Origin of the sequence: Bacillus paralicheniformis (assembly GCF_001042485.2) — a bacterium.
Lineage (GTDB): Bacteria > Bacillota > Bacilli > Bacillales > Bacillaceae > Bacillus > Bacillus paralicheniformis.
Genome location: NZ_LBMN02000016.1, coordinates 27,692 through 43,850, shown reverse-complemented (window position 1 = coordinate 43,850; position 16,159 = coordinate 27,692). Strand labels below are relative to the sequence as shown.

Genomic DNA, 16,159 nt, shown 5'->3' with positions numbered 1-16,159 from the left:
AGGATGACACAAGGTATTAAAATTGTCACGATTGGCGGGGGATCGAGTTATACTCCTGAATTAGTAGAAGGGTTTATCAAACGGTACGATGAATTGCCGGTTCGAGAGTTATGGCTGGTAGATATTGAAGCGGGAAAAGAAAAATTAGAAATCGTCGGAAACCTTGCGAAAAGAATGATTGAAAAAGCCGGTCTTCCAATTGAAATTCATTTAACGCTTGACAGGAGATCAGCTTTACACAATGCCGATTTTGTTACGACTCAGTTTCGCGTAGGGCTGCTTGATGCCCGTGCAAAGGATGAAAGAATACCTTTAAGTCATGGAGTTTTGGGCCAAGAAACAAACGGACCGGGCGGATTGTTTAAGGGGCTGCGTACCATTCCGGTTATATTGGATATTGTAAAAGATATGAAAGAACTATGTCCGGATGCCTGGTTAATCAACTTTACAAATCCTGCCGGCATGGTGACCGAAGCTGTCCTTCGCTACACTGACCATAAGAAAATTGTCGGCTTATGCAATGTTCCAATCGGAATTGAGATGGGGATCGCCAAGCTCTTGGATGTTGATCATTCACGGGTTCGCATTGATTTCGCCGGTCTCAATCATATGGTATATGGATTGGATGTATACGTCGACGGAGTCAGCGTAAAAGAGAAAGTGATGGAGCTGTTATCAGATCCCGAGAACAGCAGTTTTGTAAAAAACATCGAAGGGCAAGGCTGGGAGCCGGAATTTATCCGGGCATTAAATGTGTTAACTTGCCCATATCATATGTACTATTATAAGACAGATGAGATGCTCCAAAAAGAATTGGAAAACTTTAAAAAGGGAACAACGAGAGCTGAAGTCGTTCAGAAGCTTGAAGAGGAATTATTTGAGCTGTACAAAGACCCCGATCTGGCCGTTAAACCTCCCCAATTAGAGGAGCGCGGCGGAGCGTATTACAGCGATGCAGCCGTTCGTCTCATTTCGTCTATCTATAACGATAAACGTGATATTCAGCCGGTTAATACAATCAACAACGGAGCGATTGCAAGTATTCCGGATGACTCTGCGGTCGAAGTAAGCTGTGTGATTACAAAAGAAGGTCCAAGGCCAATCGTTCATGGTGATCTGCCAGTTGCAGTCCGGGGACTCGTCCAGCAAATCAAGTCATTTGAACGAGTAGGCGCCGAAGCCGCTGTAACAGGAAGCTATGATACAGCTTTGCTGGCGATGACGATCAATCCGCTTGTCCCTTCTGATAAAATCGGCAAAGCGATTTTAGATGAAATGCTCGAAGCGCATAAAGAGCATTTGCCAAGGTTTTTCAAAAAAATAGAAGCATAAGGGAGGAGCAGTTGGTTAAATTGGGCGTTCACTTTATGCTGATAAGGAGGAAAAAGTGAGCATAAAACTCATAGCGGTTGATATGGACGGAACGTTTTTGGACGATGAAATGAAATATAACAAAGATCGTTTTATGAAACAATATCGTGAATTAAAAGCACGGGGGATAAAATTTGTTGTTGCAAGCGGGAATCAATATGATCAGCTTAAATCCTTTTTTCCATCAATTGAAAATGAAATAGCTTTCGTTGCTGAGAACGGTGCTTATGTAATAGATTCGGGAAAAGAAATATTCTCAAGCGAAATGTCTAAAGAAACGATAAAAAAGGTTATCGATGTTTTAGAAGGATACGAATACACAAATCTAATTGTTTGCGGAAAAAAAGTGCTTATATACATGAAGATGTCCGCGACGATGCATATCATCATGCTCGTAAATATTATCATAAACTGCAAAAAGTGCCTCGTTTCGAAAATCTGAATGATAAAATATTCAAGTTCTCCACAAGCTTTTCCGCGGAAGATGTTTCAGGACTTTTACGCGACTTGAAAAAGTCAATCGGTTCTCTCGTTACTCCCGTATCAAGCGGACATGGCGACATCGATTTGATTATACCCGGCCTTCATAAAGCAAGCTGGATTAAAATCCTTCAAGAGCGGTGGGGGATTCGTGATGCTGAGTCAGCTGCATTTGGAGACAGCGGAAACGACCTGGAGATGATTTCCACTGTTCAGTATGGAATCGCAATGGAGAATGCCCAGAAAATGATTAAAGATGCTTCCCGATATATTACACAACAAATAACGAAGAGGGCGTCTTAAATGCAATAGACGCCATTCTTAAAAATGAAGAGCCTTTTATTTAACAATAATGGCTTATAGCTTCATAAGCTTTTTTTGCTGAAAAATAGATTCTTCAATAACTTAGCTGCATATTTCATTTGCTGAATTTTCAAATGATAGGGTTTCGTAACTGATCGTAAGTTTTGTTTTAATTGAGAGCTTAATGAAAGAAGCCGGGTTGTCAGTCCGGCTTCTGCGGCAACATTTCCCCTTCGCCTTCTTCCGCTTCTCCTTCTCCGCGCGGTAAAACTCATGAAACATCTTCATCAACGCCCGTTTCTCAGGTCCGCGACACATAGCTCCACGAAATCCCGAGCTGCGTTTTTTCTTTTTTTAGATGGAGGAAATGAATAGTCGATAAAAACAGAGTAAATATAGGTGATTGTAATAGTACATGTATCCACTCTATAGCATAGTTTAATAATGAATTTACTGTGATTGAAGGGAGGATTTAGTGATGTTTCATTGTAAAACAAATGTGATGCCGCCAATTGTGCATCCGACTAACTGTTGTGAAAATCATACTTTTTCAAAAACAATTGTCCCACATATTCATCCGCAGCATGTAACAAATGTGCATCACCAGCATTTCCAGCATGTGCATCAATATCCGCATTCTTATTCTAGTTACGATCCGGTTACACACTCTCACACTCATTGTGGTAAACCTTGTTGTAACTAGTGGGATTAAACAATGTCTGTATGGTTTACAGTGCATCTTCATATTTAGCACCCAAATGAAGGGTGCTTTTTGACTTGGATAGCTACTGATCACGGAAGGAATTGGTCTAAAGAAGCTATTTGCCGAAGGCATCCCAGTAACAATGTTTGGCGTTGCAGATATTCGTGAAGAGTACGAACGATTATTGGAAAACGGCGTGAAGTTTACGATGGAGCCGACAAAAATGGGCGAAGTCACAATAGCTGTCTTCGACGATACATGCGGCAACCATATTCAGATCATACAGAAGTAACGCAGCTTTAATGACTTGATTGGCAAATATTTAGTTCAGTGAAGTGATTTTTATCAAAAATTAAACAACTTTATGTTAACCCTGTCTTATTTTTAGGATGGGGTTATACATTTATTTCGTTTACTACTTGAGATTATCCGTTTTTGTAAGTGAAAGCTTGCCGTCGGTTATAAAAACCGGCCATATCAAACATTTGAAGTTTCTCATACTTAATGCCCGCCGTGTTCGTTAAATGTCAAACAACACAATCATATGTGTCCATTGGAGTTCCGATAGGAGAAAGATAATACGTTGACGAGCGACGCTTATACAGGGCTTGACAGCAAACAATTTCCAGAAGCAGGTGTCGGTATTCATATTATTGAAAACCTTGGTTCAAGCTTTGGGTCAGCTGTGATCGCAACCGTTGGCGCAACTGTCATGCAAGGATTGCAACCAACGATTGCGAATGGCTTAAAAGGTTATCATGCCGGGTTCTTAGTTTCTACAATAGTCATTTCCATAATCTTCATTCCAAGTCTATTTCTCACACATAAAAAAGTTCAATAAACAAATGGTCACAAGTGAAGCTGAAACGCTCCAAGCGCAATCAAATTGGCTGATTTATTCCATACGGAGAAACTTCAGCGAGCAGAAGACGCACCCGTTATCCAGCCAAATTAGCTCGTATAAAAAGAGGCCGGGTTTATATCATCCCGAGCCTCTTCATTGATTTCACTTCCCCTTCCCCTTCTTCCGCTTCTCCTTCTCAGCCGGATAAAACTCATGAAACATCTTCATCAGCGCGCGCTTTTCAATCCGCGACACATGCTCCGCGAGATCCCAAGCTCTTTCGCAATTTCGCGCTGTGTTTTTTCCTTCTTCAAATCAAGACCGAAGCGGCCGACGATGCCTTCTTTTTCTCTGCTGTCCAGGTGTCGATGTATTTTTTGACTTTTTCAAGCTCTGTGCCTGAGCTGGATGGTGTCGATGACGTCTTCGTTTTCCGATTTGAGGACATCGCTGAGGCTGATTTCGTTGCCACCCATAGGTTACCTGTTTGGAATTCAGGTGAAAAGTTCAGATAAAAGGAGTTTTACAATAGCTTGTTACATACCAAAAGCGATTTATTGACTTTAGGGAATTTATATTGACAAAAGTATTGCGTGAATAACTCCTTTTTATAAAATAAAAGGTAATGATTTGGATATTCAAGGGGGAGAGTAGCACTTTTTTTACAGGTGCTTGTTTTATGACTCCGTCAACAGGCATGACCTTATTAAACCGTGTAATATTAGAATCAAAGAAAGAATTTGAATGAGGCTTGTCAGCATACAAAGAAGTATACAAGGGGACTGTAACAAATAACGTTCCGGCAGGCACTTTGGTTGGAGCGGCAATTTCTTTGACAAGCATTTGGACCAGGGTTCCTGCGAGCAGAGTAAAACAAACAGTTTTGACTCTAACTTCATTAGCTGTAGGGTAAGGCGAGGCCTTCTTCAAAACAATACCCCTAGACCTTCGAAGTAATCCAATAAAAGATATATTCAGATTTTAACCATTTAAGAGAAGCCGCCGATATTTGCGATATCCTCTTTAAGAAAAATATTAATTATAGGAGGAAAAATGTTTTTAATAAGAAAAGCCAAAGTGTCAGACGCTAATTCAATTGCCGAAGTTCATGTGGAAAGTTGGAAAACCACATATCAAGGAGTATTGCCTGATGACACGTTATCTAAGCTCTCTGTCGAAAATCAGGCAGAGCTTTGGAAAACTTCATTAAGTGATCCTCAAAATCAAGATATTGTCTATGTTGCAGAAGAAACCGACGGTAAAATTATAGGCTTTGCTTCCGGAGGTCCAAATCGCGATCATCTTAGCAAATATAAGGGTGAAGTTTCCGCGATTTATCTGTTGTTACAGTATCAAAAAAAAGGAATCGGCTCTCGACTAATGAGGGCGGTTGTAGAGGAGCTTGTAAAGAAAAACATAAAATCATTAATGGTATGGGTTTTAGCCGGTAATCCATCGATAAATTTTTATGAAAAATTAGGTGGAAGGCAGAGCACAACAAAACAAATACAATTCGGTGAAGATTATTTCAAAGCCATTGCTATCTGCTGGACGGATATAAATAGTTTTTTGTTATAAAATGATCTCCGCGTTATTATATGCTCCCCTAAAGGTAGGGCAGATGAAATAAAAAAATCTGTTTGGCTGCTTTGGGGGAGTCGGGATGCTCGTTACCAGGCCAATGATCGCACCCGTTATCCAGCCAAATTAGCTCGCATAAAAAGAGGCTGGGTTTTATATCATCCCAAGCCTCTTCATTGATCTCATTTCCCCTTCGCCTTCTTCCGCTTCTCCTTCTCAGCCCGGTAAAATTCATGAAACATCTTCATCAGCGCCCGCTTCTCAATCCGAGACACATAGCTCCGCGAGATCCCAAGCTCCTTCGCGATCTCGCGCTGCGTTTTTTCTTTCTTCAAATCAAGACCGAAGCGGCCGACGATGACTTCTTTTTCTCTGCCGTCAAGGATGTCGATGTATTTTTTGACTTTTTCAAGCTCCATGTTGAGCTGGATGGTGTCGATGACGTCTTCGTTTTCTGATTTGAGGACATCAATCAAACTGATTTCGTTGCCTTCTTTGTCCTGGCCGATCGGGTCGTGGAGTGAGACGTCTTTTTTCGTTTTTTTCAATGCCCGCAAATGCATGAGGATCTCGTTTTCTATACACCGCGCCGCATAAGTGGCGAGCTTTGTTCCTTTTCCGGCTGAATAGCTTTCGATTGCTTTGATCAGCCCGATCGTTCCGATGGAAATCAGGTCTTCTGCATCCTCGCCTGTGTTTTCGAATTTTTTGACGATGTGGGCGACCAGCCGGAGGTTATGCTCGATCAGCATGTTTCTCGCGTGTTCATCCCCCTGGGCCATCAGCTCCAAGTACTTTTTTTCGTCACTGCTTGACAGCGGTTGTGGAAAGGCATTGTTTTTCACATATGATACTAAAAAAACGAGTTCCTTGATGACATAACCGAGCGCTGCAAAAACACCTGTCATTATCGGCACCTCCACATAATGTATGTAGGCAGAAGCCTATATGTAAATGTATGTGGGAGGGGGGATGTCTGTGTCTGTACGCGGCAAAATTGCCGGACTGCCAAATATTCCGGCGTTCTGTTCTGCATGAAGCCGCTTGTTTTCGCCGGTGATGGCGACTGGTGCAACCGCTTCCATTTTTTATCCGTTTACAAAAGTTAACAAGAGCGGGATAATAAAGGCAAGGAGGTGAGGGTGCCGGACGGTTCACCATAGGGTAAACGTTATCAACCAGTCGGTCCGGTGCGGCAGATGAAAAACAAACGTCTGTTCATACTTTCGTTAATTGTACTGAGCGTGGTCATGATCGGAGTTCAGGAAACCTTCCCAAACCCGCTGACGACAGGTTTAATGACTGTCGTTATTGCGGTGGCAGTTTTTAATATTTTAAAAGAATCGCTGAATAAAAAAGATGAAACACACAGCAAATGAGGCGACAGAAAGCGTTTGCTTCTATCGCCAATAGGAAAACCGGCTCAAAGTGGTGAGCCGGTTTTCTTATTTGTTAGTCTTTCAATGCTTTTCCCATGCCTTTTAAAAATTGCAGGCCGAAGCCGACGGCCCGGTTGATGTCCGGGTCGTTCATGGCTTTCAGCAGATCGAGGACTCCGGTTTTTTTATCGCTTTTTAAAAAGTCTTCTCCTTGTTTTGTGCCGGCGACGATGCTTTCTACCAGTTTCCCCATGATTTCCGGTTCGGCTTTGGAGAGCGCGCCGCCTGTCGCAATGGCTGTATTCATCAGGTTTTTGGCCGGCTCTTTAGACAGCTGGCCGAGGACGATTTTGGCGATATCTTCCTTCGCGCCGATCATGCTGTCTGCGGCATCAAGGACCCCGAGGCCGTTCAGTTCGCCGAGAAGCTTCATCGTTTTTGAAACGGCGGCTTCCTGTTCAGCCAAAAGGGTTTTGAGTTCTTCTAATTTTTCAAGCTTCATTTGCTCCTCAGATTTGTCTTCTTTGCGGATGGCGGTGATGGGAGCTGCCATGTGTGATGACCTCCTTTTGATTTAGTCTGTTAAATGAACGTACCCCGGACGCTTCCATTTCCGCTCGACTTCAGCTCCGTTTTGCGGATGGCGTTTCTTATTGCGCGGATTTGTTTTCGGCAGCGGCGGTTCTGCGCATCCGCCGAGCACTTCCATACGCACTTTTGTCTGCTTGTAAGCAGGTGTATTGGTACGCGCATCTACTGCGGGGCCTGTCAAGAAATTGATCGCCGATTCTTTATCTGTCGAGTTCATCGGCAAATACAATTCGTTCGCTCTAACCCGGTCTGTCACAAGCGCGGTTAATTTTACGGAGCCAAACGGCGAGATCAGTCTGACCTGCGATCCGTCGCAGATGCCCCTGTCTTTGGCGAGCTCAGGCGAGACTTCAACAAAGACGTCCGGCACTTTGGCTTGGATGCCTGCTGATTTGTTCGTCATATTTCCTTCGTGAAAATGCTCCAGCATTCGGCCGTTGTTAATGTGAAGGTCGTACTCTTCAGGGAATTCGGCAGGCTCTGTCCAGTCTGCTAGGGCAAAGCGCGCTTTCCGATCAGGGAAGTTAAAGCCGTCTTCATATAAAAGAGGCGTGCTTTCTCCGGTCAGGCTGCCCCACAGGAAGCTGTTCCATCCTTCAATTGCGTCATAATCCGCCTTTGCGAACAGTGGTGACAGGCTTGCCATTTCTGAAAAAATGTCTCCCGGGTGGCTGTAATGCCAGTCAGCTCCAAGCCGGTTTGCGATCTCTTGAATGATGACCCAGTCCGGCTTTGCGTCTCCGAGGGGCGAAAGGGCCTGATACAATCGCTGGACGCGTCTTTCCGTGTTTGTAAAAGTTCCTTCTTTTTCAAGCGAAGCTGACGCAGGCAGAACAACGTCGGCGTATTGGGCTGTTTTTGAAAGAAACATATCCTGAACCACAAGGAAATCAAGGCTTGATAAAATGTCATGGACCCGGTTTGCGTTTGAATCGACTAAAGCCATATCTTCTCCGACGATATACATGGCTTTCATTTTGCCTTCTTCAACGGCGTGAAGCATTTCGATGTTGTCGAGTCCGGGCTTCTCGTCGATTGTTGTGCCGTAAGCTTTTTCGAACTTTTTCCGCGCTTTGTCATCTGTAATATGCTGATATCCCGGAAGCCAGCCGGGAAGCGTCCCCATATCGCAGGCGCCCTGGACATTGTTGTGGCCGCGGAGCGGGTACGCCCCAGCGCCCGGGCGGCGGTAATTGCCGGTAGCTAAAAGAAGGTTTGAAATCGCGGCGGACGTGTCGGAACCGCCTGTGTTTTGGGTGACTCCCATCCCCCAGAGGACGCACGTGCCGTCGGCGTCACGGATCATCTCAGCGATTTGGATCAGCGTCTGTTGATTAATGCCTGTGATTTTTTCTGCATATTCAAGGGTGTATGTCTCAAGCGATTGTTTATATTCTTCAAAGAAATTGACGTTTTCATTGATAAACGCCTGATCGTGCCAGCCTTGGTCGATCATATACTTCGTCACGGCCATCAGCCATACTTGATCAGTTCCTTGCCGCGGTCTGATAAACAGATCCGAGCGTTCGGCCATTTCGTTTTTGCGAAGGTCGGCGACGATCAGCTTTTGTCCGTGAAGCTTATGGGCGCGCTTCACACGGGTTGCCAGTACCGGGTGGCCTTCGGCCGGGTTGGCGCCGACGATGATGACGAGGCCTGCTTTCGCGATGTCTTGAATGGTGCCGGCATCACCGCCCATGCCGACTGTGCGGAATAATCCGTCCGTTGCCGGAGACTGGCAGTACCGCGAGCAGTTGTCGACATTGTTTGTGCCAAATACTTGCCGCGCCAGCTTTTGCATCAAGTAGTTTTCTTCATTCGTAATTTTTGAAGACGAAATAAACCCGACGGCGTCTTTTCCGCTCTGCTCCCGAATCGAGCCTAATCTGCGGGCGACGTAGTCAAGCGCTTCTTCCCAAGTTGATTCTACAAATTCGTCATTTTTGCGGATCAGCGGTTTGGTTAAACGTTCTTCCGCATTTACGAAATCCCATCCGAATTTCCCTTTCACACACGTCGAAATGGCGTTGACGGGAGCTTCTGACACAGGCTGAATTTTTAAGATGTCACGGCCTTTTGTCCATACTTCATATGAACAGCCGACACCGCAAAATGTACAGACGGTCTTTGTCTTTTTGATCCGCTGTGAACGCATCGCCGCCTCGACTTCTGAAACGGCAAAGATGCTGCTGTATCCCGGCTCTACATCTTTGACAAGGTCGATCATTGGCTCCATGACATCCGGTTTGATGCCTGTCATGAACCCGGCTTTTCCAAGCATCGATTTTTCCATTAACGCATTGCACGGACAAACCGTGACACACTGCCCGCAGCTGACGCATGATGACTCGTTGATTGAAACGCCTTCATCCCAGATCACCCGCGGCCGTTCACGCTCCCAATCAATTGAGAGCGTCTCATTGACCTGCAGGTTTTGGCACACTTCAACACATTGTCCGCATGCGATGCACTGATTCGGATCATAGCGGTAAAAGGGGTGCGACATATCGACTGCGCAAGACGGGTCTTCTTTTGGCGTGTAAGGGTATTTCTGCTCTTCGATTCCCATCATTTCTGCCGTATTATGTAGCGTACAGTTGCCGTTGTTGTTGTCGCATACCGTACAATAAAGCAAATGGTTTTCGAGCAGGCGGTCCATTGCTTCTTTTTGTGCTGCTTTGACCCGTTCTCCAGACAGGCTGACCGTCATTCCGTCTTCTGCCCGCAGGGAGCATGCCCGTTTTAATTTTCCGTCTGCTTCCACAATACAGGTATCACACGTTTGAATAGGATCCGTCTCCGGAACATGGCATATTTGCGGGTGTTCAAACCCGTTTTTGTTCAATATGTCTAAAACGGTTGCCCCGGCCGCTGCTTTAATTTCTTTGCCGTCTATCCGGACACTGATTGGCTTTCCGTCCATCTTTATTCCCCTCCATCATCTTTTCAAAATCAAAAAAGCCATGTACATATATACCGAATCCTGGCGCGGAAAGCGGTATAGACATACATGGCGGAATAGTTTACTAGCAAAGCTTACTAACAGACCAATCCTATATTGTCAGAATTCGATAGATTCATAACACGACGGTATTACAAATCCATCAGCCCGGCTTTTATTATAAAGTGATATTGATTATAATTCAATAGAATAGGAAAATTTTAACCAAGTGAAATGTCTAAGGGGACATCGAGACAGATGGAAGGTTTAAACGGAAGGGGTATGCATGATGTCTAAAAAAATCCACGAATTCAACGATATGATCCGCAAGCTTCGAAAAGAGCTGTTTGGCAAGGGGCCTGAACGGATTCACACGGTCTTTGTCGACAATATGGCAGTTTCGACGCTTTACGGCAATTTGACGGCGAGCGAGCAATTTATTGCAAGCACGTCGGAGGGAAGGGAAATGGTCCATGCCGCAAGGACGACCCTGATTCAGAAACACTACTCCAATCACGTGCCTGAGGGAATGGAGCAGCTCATCGGAGCGAAGCTCGAGCACCTTTTTACAGACATCAAAATTCAGGAGGATATTGCGGTGTCTGTTTTTATCTTTGACCGCAATATTGAATACGGCACCGAATCAGCCAGCGGGGCTTGACGATCGGTCTCAAGTTCGAGGGGGAGTCATGATGATTGAACTGAAATCGAGTGAAAAACGAAAAGCAAAGGTTTTGTTAACAGAAGAAAGTCCGACATTCGCGCATGCGATAGCCGAAGGACTTATCGAAGGAAACGTTTATATCGATGATTTCCTCACACCGGCCACTGTTCTTTTTCGAACAGCTACCGGGATTTATTATGTCGCTGGAGATATCCCCGACAGCGGAAGGAGCGAATGGCTTCATTATCTGAATGAACAGAGGAACGGAGCGCGCTTTACCGTGTTTTCGGCTTCTGAAGAGTGGGACGCCTTTTTAATCGGGGGGCTTGGCGAGCCTCTGCAGCAAATGGAGCGCGTGTCATTTTTCCTCGGAAAAGAGGAATATGTTCGCAGCGCCGCATTTGCCGGTGTTGAAAGATTTTCTGAAGATGACCTTCAAAAAAGCGTGAATTTTACGGAAAAATACGCGGTTGAGTATTGGGGAGGGCCAGGCCGTTTTTTGAAGAACGGTTTCGGATTTAAAGTGTCGCATGAAGGTGTGATCGCCAGTGAATGTGTCACCATTTTTTGTTCGGAACGCTTTGCCGAAGTTGATATCGTAACACACCCGGATTACAGGGGACGTGGGTTTGCAGTCCGCTGCGCCGGCGCCTTTATCGCGTATGCAATAGAGAACCGCTTGAAACCGCGCTGGGATTGCGACCGGCAAAACGACGCATCGATTCGCCTCGCTGAAAAATTAGGCTTTCGACCTGTCAAAACATATTCATTGTTTGTCGGAAAACCGTGAACCAATACGAATGTTTTTAAACAGGGGGGACAGGTTAAAGGCATAGTAAGGACTAAACGCTTGCAGGATGGCAGAGATTTCTCCCATTGAAAGTGCAGCTTCTCTCCTATATGATCGTAGTATTGGCTTTTGGAGGTGGAACGAATGAAAAAAAGCTTGGTGATGGTCCTCGTCTTTCTGCTTCTGCTTGCAGGCTGCGGAGAGGACGATCCCAGAAAAGTCGTAGCATTTGGAGACAGCAATACACGCGGCTCAAATTGGCAATTTCGCGATTATCCAAAAGCGGAAAAATGGGTCAATTTACTTCAGACTTCCCTTCAAGGGCAGTACAAAATAAATAATGCGGGAATAGGCGGAGAAACAACGGAAGACGCCAGGCTTCGGTTCAGGAAGGATGTGCTGGATGACGAGCCGGCATATCTTTTTATCATGTTCGGAACAAATGATGCAGCAATTCTTGCGAAAGGGCTGCCGCGCGTATCGAAAAAAAGGTTTAAAGAAAACCTCTATTATTTTGTTAAAGAAAGCCGCCGCCGCGGGATAGAGCCGATATTAATGACGTGCCTGCCGATCGTCGAAGGAAGCGGGGACAACATCTTTTATTATGCAAGATACCGGGCTGCTTCGTTTGAAAAATACGGAGGAGCGCGTAAATGGCACGATTCCTATAATGACGTCACAAGGGAAACGGCGCGTGAGCTTGATGTGCCGCTAATCGACAACTGGAAAAACATCGTGAAAAAAGCAGGCGGAGCTACAGATGAGAAGCTGATCCATTCGGGGTTTATCGACCCATCGGGAAATCACTTAACCCCAAAAGGCGCGCGAATTGTTTTTGAAGGAATTAATGAAAGTAAAGTCATAAAAACTTCTTGATTTAAGTAAAAGGCCTAGCCATTTCTCCTTTTTCTTCATAGGCTGTTACTATAACAGTCTAAAGGAGGAATGATGCGATGGGATATCCTTTTCCCGCTGGTCCGTGTTCGTACCCGGCTTATCCCGGATATGCAGGCGCCGCATACGGATATGCGTTCGTTGTCGTCCTTTTAGTCGTCCTGCTCGTCATCGGCGGGTTCTACTGGCTTAGTCCTCACGGATTCTTCAAATAGCACCTCTTTTAGAGAGGTGTTTTTTCATGAAAAACAGTAGTAAGCGTATTATTCAAGTGATATAATATCAACCTAAGTGAAAAAAAGCGGCAAGAGCGCCCGGGAGTGCTTGAGCTATGAAGAGACGGAAAGCAGATGACCGAGCGACCTTCTTTTGATTTCGGTTTCAATCAGCTCGATGAATTCGCGGTTTAAATTCATCTCATTTGCTTTAATGTATGATTCTATTAAAAGTTCATCAGACAGCTTTTTCATACTCGGTACCCATTTAATGGGAAAGACACCTCCTCATAAAAATTGGAATAACCTGTTTGGAATAAGCATAAAATGTTAAGTTATATGATCTTTGTTTGAAGTACCTATAATCTATCATGAATATTGGGCAAGAACAATCGTTCTGTTATCCACACCAAAAAGTGGATAACTTGTGGGTATCATGTTTATAATTTAATAAAAGGTCGATGAAATATGAGTGGATACTGTGTGTAATTTTATCCACACCTGTTGAAGAATCCTATTATATGTCGAAAACTTTTCGGACAGCCGATTTTTTAAGACACTTTTAGATTTGATTCGACACATTGAAAAAAGAAGCAGTAATTGAAAGGAAAGGGTGCGGCTTTGTGTTAAAAAAGTTCTTTTTGCCGGATGAATTTGTAAAAAATATTTTTCATATTACCCCTGAAAAACTAAAAGAGCGCAATGTAAAAGGGATTATTACGGATTTGGACAACACGCTTGTAGAATGGGACAGGCCTAGTGCGACACCGCGTCTCATCGAGTGGTTTGAAGAGATGAAAGAGCACGGCATTAAAGTGACAATTGTCTCAAATAATAATGAAAAACGCGTCAAAATATTTTCTGAACCGCTTAATATTCCGTTTATTTACAAAGCGAAAAAGCCGATGGGCAGAGCTTTCAGAAAAGCCGTCAAAAATATGGGTCTTAAAAAAGAAGACGTCGTTGTCATAGGAGATCAGCTCATGACAGATGTGCTGGGAGGGAACCGCAATGGGTTTCATACCATTCTTGTCGTGCCTGTGGCTGCTTCCGACGGCTTTTTTACGCGTTTCAACCGCCAGGTGGAACGCAGAATTCTCAGCGCTTTAAAACGGAAAGGCCATATTCAGTGGGAGGATTAAAGAATGGAAAAGGTAGTTTGTATCGGATGCGGAGTCGCCATTCAAACCGAAGATAAAAATAAACTGGGCTACGCGCCTGAAGCATCGCTGTTAAAAGATAATGTCATCTGCCAGCGCTGCTTCAGATTGAAAAATTATAACGAAATTCAGGATGTTTCACTGACGGACGATGACTTTTTGAAAATCCTGCACGGCATCGGGGAAACGGATTCGCTTATCGTGAAAATCATCGACATCTTTGATTTCAACGGAAGCTGGATCAACGGGCTAAACCGCTTTGTCGGAGGCAATCCGATCTTATTAATAGGAAACAAAGCAGACATTCTCCCTAAATCAGTCAAGCGCGAGCGCCTTGTAAACTGGATGAAGCGCGAAGCGAAAGAGCTCGGCTTAAGGCCTGTTGATGTGCTGCTCGTCAGCGCCGGGCGAGGGCAGGGGATGAAAGATGCGATCGACGCGATCGAATATTACAGGCAGGGCAAAGACGTATATGTCGTCGGGTGTACGAACGTAGGAAAATCAACGTTTATCAATCGGATTATTAAAGAGGTTTCCGGAGAGGGCGACATTATTACGACATCTCAATATCCGGGGACAACGCTTGACGCGATTGAAATTCCTCTGGATGACGGATCGGCGATGTATGATACGCCGGGAATCATCAACCATCATCAAATGGCGCACTATGTCGCGAAACGCGATCTGAAAATATTAACGCCGAAGAAGGAGCTAAAGCCCCGCACCTTTCAGCTGAACGAAGAACAGACGCTGTTTTTCGGCGGATTGTCGCGGTTTGATTATGCAAGCGGAGGCAGATCTTCGTTTGTATGCTATATGCCGAATGAACTCAACATCCACAGAACAAAGCTTGAAAACGCGGATCAGCTGTATGAAAAACACGCTGGGGAAATGCTTGCTCCCCCTGCAAAAGAAGATCTTGACTCGTTTCCGGAGCTTGTTAAACATACGTTTACGATTAAAGAGCCGAAAACGGACGTTGTGTTCTCGGGCCTCGGCTGGGTAACTGTCCAAGAGGCGAACCAAAAAATTGTCGCCCACGCGCCTAAAGGCGTTCACGTGTTTTTACGCAGATCTCTAATATAAGTGCTAAGGGGAGAGAGTTATGAAACCGATGTACGGACTGATTGGCAATCCGGTGGCTCATTCCATGTCTCCGGACATCCATAATGCGGCTTTGGAGGATCTTTCTTTAGAAGGACATTATCACGCTTTTCGCGTGGAAAACGAAGATCTTGAAGATGCTGTGAAAGGTATGCGGGCCCTTGGCATTCAAGGGTTTAATGTGACGGTCCCCCATAAAGTATCGATCATGAAGCATCTCGACCGCATTGATGAAAGCGCCGAAGCTCTCGGGGCGGTCAACACTGTCAGAAGAGAAAAAGAAGGGCTGGTCGGATATAATACAGATGGAGCAGGATTTCTTAAATCGCTGAAGCCATCCCTTGATCGTCCGCTTTCTGAGCTCTCGATACTGTTGATTGGGGCAGGCGGTGCGGCGAGGGCGATATTTACCACTCTGGCAGCTGAGATGCCGAAGCAGCTGGACGTGGCGAATCGTACACCTGAAAAGGCACTAGCATTCACTAAGCGTTTTGAAGGAGAGGCACGTGCTTTGTCGTTGCAGGAAGCAGAAGCAGACTTGTCAGCATATGATATCGTGATTCAAACGACGTCGGTCGGGATGCACCCGAACATCGAAGCTGCCCCGCTTTCATTGGCGAATGCGAAAGAAACGTGCCTTGTATGCGATATTATCTACAATCCGCTGAAAACGGCCCTGCTGCAGGAGGCTGAAGCAAAAGGCTTGAAAACATTGGACGGAGTCGGCATGTTCATCGGCCAGGCAGCCCTTGCTTTTGAGCTGTGGACCGGACATGAGCCGAATATGGAAAAAATGAAATCAATTGTGTTGCAGCAACTAGGAGGAAAATCATGCTAACAGGAAAACAAAAACGATATTTGCGCCGGGAAGCGCATCATCTGTCACCGATTTTTCAAGTCGGTAAAGGCGGAGTCAACGAAAACATGGTCAAACAAATCAGTGAAGCGCTTGAAGCCAGGGAATTGATCAAGGTGAGCGTGCTGCAAAACTGCGAGCAGCCTAAAGAGGAAGTAGCCGAAGCGCTGGCGGGCGGAGCACGCGCCGAACTGGTGCAGACGATCGGAAACATTATCGTGCTGTATAAGGAGTCGAAAGAAAATAAAAAAATTGAGCTTCCTTAACGCTTAAAGGTGGTAAT

17 protein-coding genes and 4 pseudogenes are annotated in these 16,159 nt (G+C 45.1%); 15 read left to right on the top strand and 6 right to left on the bottom strand.

Going from position 1 to position 16,159, the window contains the following annotated elements:
* The first annotated feature begins 3 nt into the window (after positions 1–3).
* The 5 genes and pseudogenes from ACH97_RS12350 to ACH97_RS12330 form a co-directional block, all read left to right on the top strand.
* On the top strand, positions 4–1,332 hold the full coding sequence (locus ACH97_RS12350) for a 6-phospho-beta-glucosidase (protein WP_020452298.1): 1,329 nt from the start codon (positions 4–6) through the stop codon (positions 1,330–1,332).
* Between the two features lie 55 nt (positions 1,333–1,387).
* Positions 1,388–2,198, top strand: a pseudogene (locus ACH97_RS24485) (Cof-type HAD-IIB family hydrolase).
* A gap of 434 nt (positions 2,199–2,632) precedes the next feature.
* Positions 2,633–2,857 carry a spore coat protein CotD gene (cotD, locus tag ACH97_RS22915; protein ID WP_075752209.1) on the top strand — a complete coding sequence of 75 codons (225 nt, stop codon included), beginning with the start codon at positions 2,633–2,635 and terminating at the stop codon, positions 2,855–2,857.
* A 109-nt stretch (positions 2,858–2,966) separates the two neighbouring features.
* Positions 2,967–3,149 (top strand): annotated as a pseudogene (locus ACH97_RS12335) (VOC family protein); the annotation flags it as partial.
* 291 nt (positions 3,150–3,440) lie between these two features.
* Positions 3,441–3,698, top strand: a pseudogene (locus ACH97_RS12330) (MFS transporter); the annotation flags it as partial.
* 165 nt (positions 3,699–3,863) lie between these two features.
* Here ACH97_RS12330 and ACH97_RS22910 read toward each other — a convergent pair.
* Both ACH97_RS22910 and ACH97_RS23810 read right to left on the bottom strand, forming a co-directional pair.
* A pseudogene (locus ACH97_RS22910) lies at positions 3,864–4,171 on the bottom strand (sigma factor-like helix-turn-helix DNA-binding protein); the annotation flags it as partial.
* A gap of 37 nt (positions 4,172–4,208) precedes the next feature.
* Positions 4,209–4,631 carry a hypothetical protein gene (locus ACH97_RS23810; RefSeq protein ID WP_048350309.1) on the bottom strand — a complete coding sequence of 141 codons (423 nt, stop codon included), beginning with the start codon at positions 4,629–4,631 and terminating at the stop codon, positions 4,209–4,211.
* Positions 4,632–4,754: 123 nt separating this feature from the next.
* Between ACH97_RS23810 and ACH97_RS12320 the strand changes: the two genes are divergently transcribed.
* A complete protein-coding gene (locus ACH97_RS12320; RefSeq protein WP_020452288.1) occupies positions 4,755–5,279 on the top strand; it encodes a GNAT family N-acetyltransferase in 525 nt (174 codons plus the stop codon).
* Between the two features lie 185 nt (positions 5,280–5,464).
* On the opposite strand, the gene sigK is transcribed toward ACH97_RS12320, so the two are convergent.
* Positions 5,465–6,190, bottom strand: coding sequence for an RNA polymerase sporulation sigma factor SigK (gene sigK, locus ACH97_RS12315; protein WP_003183729.1), 726 nt, complete (start codon positions 6,188–6,190; stop codon positions 5,465–5,467).
* A gap of 291 nt (positions 6,191–6,481) precedes the next feature.
* On the opposite strand from sigK, the gene ACH97_RS12310 reads away from it, so the two are divergent.
* Positions 6,482–6,661 (top strand): hypothetical protein, encoded by a 180-nt coding sequence (locus ACH97_RS12310; protein ID WP_154495329.1) that lies wholly within the window; start codon positions 6,482–6,484, stop codon positions 6,659–6,661.
* Between the two features lie 73 nt (positions 6,662–6,734).
* Here the strand turns inward: ACH97_RS12310 and ACH97_RS12305 are convergent, their stop codons facing one another.
* Positions 6,735–7,214, bottom strand: a complete 480-nt coding sequence (locus ACH97_RS12305; protein ID WP_020452287.1) for a helical membrane plugin domain-containing protein — start codon at positions 7,212–7,214, stop codon at positions 6,735–6,737.
* 21 nt (positions 7,215–7,235) lie between these two features.
* Positions 7,236–10,175 (bottom strand): formate dehydrogenase subunit alpha, encoded by a 2,940-nt coding sequence (gene fdhF, locus ACH97_RS12300; RefSeq protein WP_020452286.1) that lies wholly within the window; start codon positions 10,173–10,175, stop codon positions 7,236–7,238.
* Positions 10,176–10,482: 307 nt separating this feature from the next.
* On the opposite strand from fdhF, the gene ACH97_RS12295 reads away from it, so the two are divergent.
* From ACH97_RS12295 to ACH97_RS23805, 4 genes are all read left to right on the top strand, one after another.
* The gene (locus tag ACH97_RS12295; protein ID WP_025811122.1) at positions 10,483–10,854 is read left to right on the top strand and encodes a Na-translocating system protein MpsC family protein; all 372 of its coding nucleotides are present in this window, start codon (positions 10,483–10,485) and stop codon (positions 10,852–10,854) included.
* 28 nt (positions 10,855–10,882) lie between these two features.
* Entirely contained in the window at positions 10,883–11,647 is a 765-nt protein-coding gene (locus tag ACH97_RS12290) for a GNAT family N-acetyltransferase (RefSeq protein WP_020452284.1), read from the top strand.
* A 144-nt stretch (positions 11,648–11,791) separates the two neighbouring features.
* On the top strand, positions 11,792–12,523 hold the full coding sequence (locus ACH97_RS12285; protein ID WP_048350712.1) for an SGNH/GDSL hydrolase family protein: 732 nt from the start codon (positions 11,792–11,794) through the stop codon (positions 12,521–12,523).
* 77 nt (positions 12,524–12,600) lie between these two features.
* On the top strand, positions 12,601–12,756 hold the full coding sequence (locus ACH97_RS23805; RefSeq protein WP_023855260.1) for a hypothetical protein: 156 nt from the start codon (positions 12,601–12,603) through the stop codon (positions 12,754–12,756).
* 114 nt (positions 12,757–12,870) lie between these two features.
* Here the strand turns inward: ACH97_RS23805 and sda are convergent, their stop codons facing one another.
* Positions 12,871–13,011 carry a sporulation histidine kinase inhibitor Sda gene (gene sda / locus ACH97_RS12280; RefSeq protein ID WP_003183713.1) on the bottom strand — a complete coding sequence of 47 codons (141 nt, stop codon included), beginning with the start codon at positions 13,009–13,011 and terminating at the stop codon, positions 12,871–12,873.
* A 368-nt stretch (positions 13,012–13,379) separates the two neighbouring features.
* Here sda and ACH97_RS12275 point away from each other — a divergent pair, with 368 nt between their 5' ends.
* Genes ACH97_RS12275 through yhbY form a run of 4 tightly spaced genes read left to right on the top strand, consistent with a single transcriptional unit; the run spans position 13,380 to position 16,142 of the window.
* On the top strand, positions 13,380–13,898 hold the full coding sequence (locus ACH97_RS12275) for a YqeG family HAD IIIA-type phosphatase (protein ID WP_020452282.1): 519 nt from the start codon (positions 13,380–13,382) through the stop codon (positions 13,896–13,898).
* A gap of 3 nt (positions 13,899–13,901) precedes the next feature.
* Positions 13,902–15,002, top strand: coding sequence for a ribosome biogenesis GTPase YqeH (gene yqeH, locus ACH97_RS12270; RefSeq protein WP_048350673.1), 1,101 nt, complete (start codon positions 13,902–13,904; stop codon positions 15,000–15,002).
* A gap of 19 nt (positions 15,003–15,021) precedes the next feature.
* A complete protein-coding gene (gene aroE / locus ACH97_RS12265) occupies positions 15,022–15,858 on the top strand; it encodes a shikimate dehydrogenase (protein ID WP_020452280.1) in 837 nt (278 codons plus the stop codon).
* Positions 15,852–16,142: a ribosome assembly RNA-binding protein YhbY gene (yhbY, locus tag ACH97_RS12260; RefSeq protein ID WP_003183704.1), complete on the top strand. Its 291-nt coding sequence runs from the start codon at positions 15,852–15,854 to the stop codon at positions 16,140–16,142. The genes aroE and yhbY overlap by 7 nt, the downstream gene beginning before the upstream one ends.
* Positions 16,143–16,159: the final 17 nt, after the last annotated feature.

Excerpts from the sequence above, each read along its gene's own strand:
- ACH97_RS12350 (WP_020452298.1), top strand. The coding sequence starts at position 4 with ATGACACAAGGTATTAAAATTGTCACGATTGGCGGGGGATCGAGTTAT.
- cotD (WP_075752209.1), top strand. The coding sequence starts at position 2,633 with ATGTTTCATTGTAAAACAAATGTGATGCCGCCAATTGTGCATCCGACT.
- ACH97_RS12320 (WP_020452288.1), top strand. The coding sequence starts at position 4,755 with ATGTTTTTAATAAGAAAAGCCAAAGTGTCAGACGCTAATTCAATTGCC.
- sigK (WP_003183729.1), bottom strand. The coding sequence starts at position 6,190 with ATGACAGGTGTTTTTGCAGCGCTCGGTTATGTCATCAAGGAACTCGTT.
- ACH97_RS12310 (WP_154495329.1), top strand. The coding sequence starts at position 6,482 with ATGAAAAACAAACGTCTGTTCATACTTTCGTTAATTGTACTGAGCGTG.
- ACH97_RS12305 (WP_020452287.1), bottom strand. The coding sequence starts at position 7,214 with ATGGCAGCTCCCATCACCGCCATCCGCAAAGAAGACAAATCTGAGGAG.
- fdhF (WP_020452286.1), bottom strand. The coding sequence starts at position 10,175 with ATGGACGGAAAGCCAATCAGTGTCCGGATAGACGGCAAAGAAATTAAA.
- ACH97_RS12295 (WP_025811122.1), top strand. The coding sequence starts at position 10,483 with ATGTCTAAAAAAATCCACGAATTCAACGATATGATCCGCAAGCTTCGA.
- ACH97_RS12290 (WP_020452284.1), top strand. The coding sequence starts at position 10,883 with ATGATGATTGAACTGAAATCGAGTGAAAAACGAAAAGCAAAGGTTTTG.
- ACH97_RS12285 (WP_048350712.1), top strand. The coding sequence starts at position 11,792 with ATGAAAAAAAGCTTGGTGATGGTCCTCGTCTTTCTGCTTCTGCTTGCA.
- ACH97_RS23805 (WP_023855260.1), top strand. The coding sequence starts at position 12,601 with ATGGGATATCCTTTTCCCGCTGGTCCGTGTTCGTACCCGGCTTATCCC.
- sda (WP_003183713.1), bottom strand. The coding sequence starts at position 13,011 with ATGAAAAAGCTGTCTGATGAACTTTTAATAGAATCATACATTAAAGCA.
- yqeH (WP_048350673.1), top strand. The coding sequence starts at position 13,902 with ATGGAAAAGGTAGTTTGTATCGGATGCGGAGTCGCCATTCAAACCGAA.
- aroE (WP_020452280.1), top strand. The coding sequence starts at position 15,022 with ATGAAACCGATGTACGGACTGATTGGCAATCCGGTGGCTCATTCCATG.
- yhbY (WP_003183704.1), top strand. The coding sequence starts at position 15,852 with ATGCTAACAGGAAAACAAAAACGATATTTGCGCCGGGAAGCGCATCAT.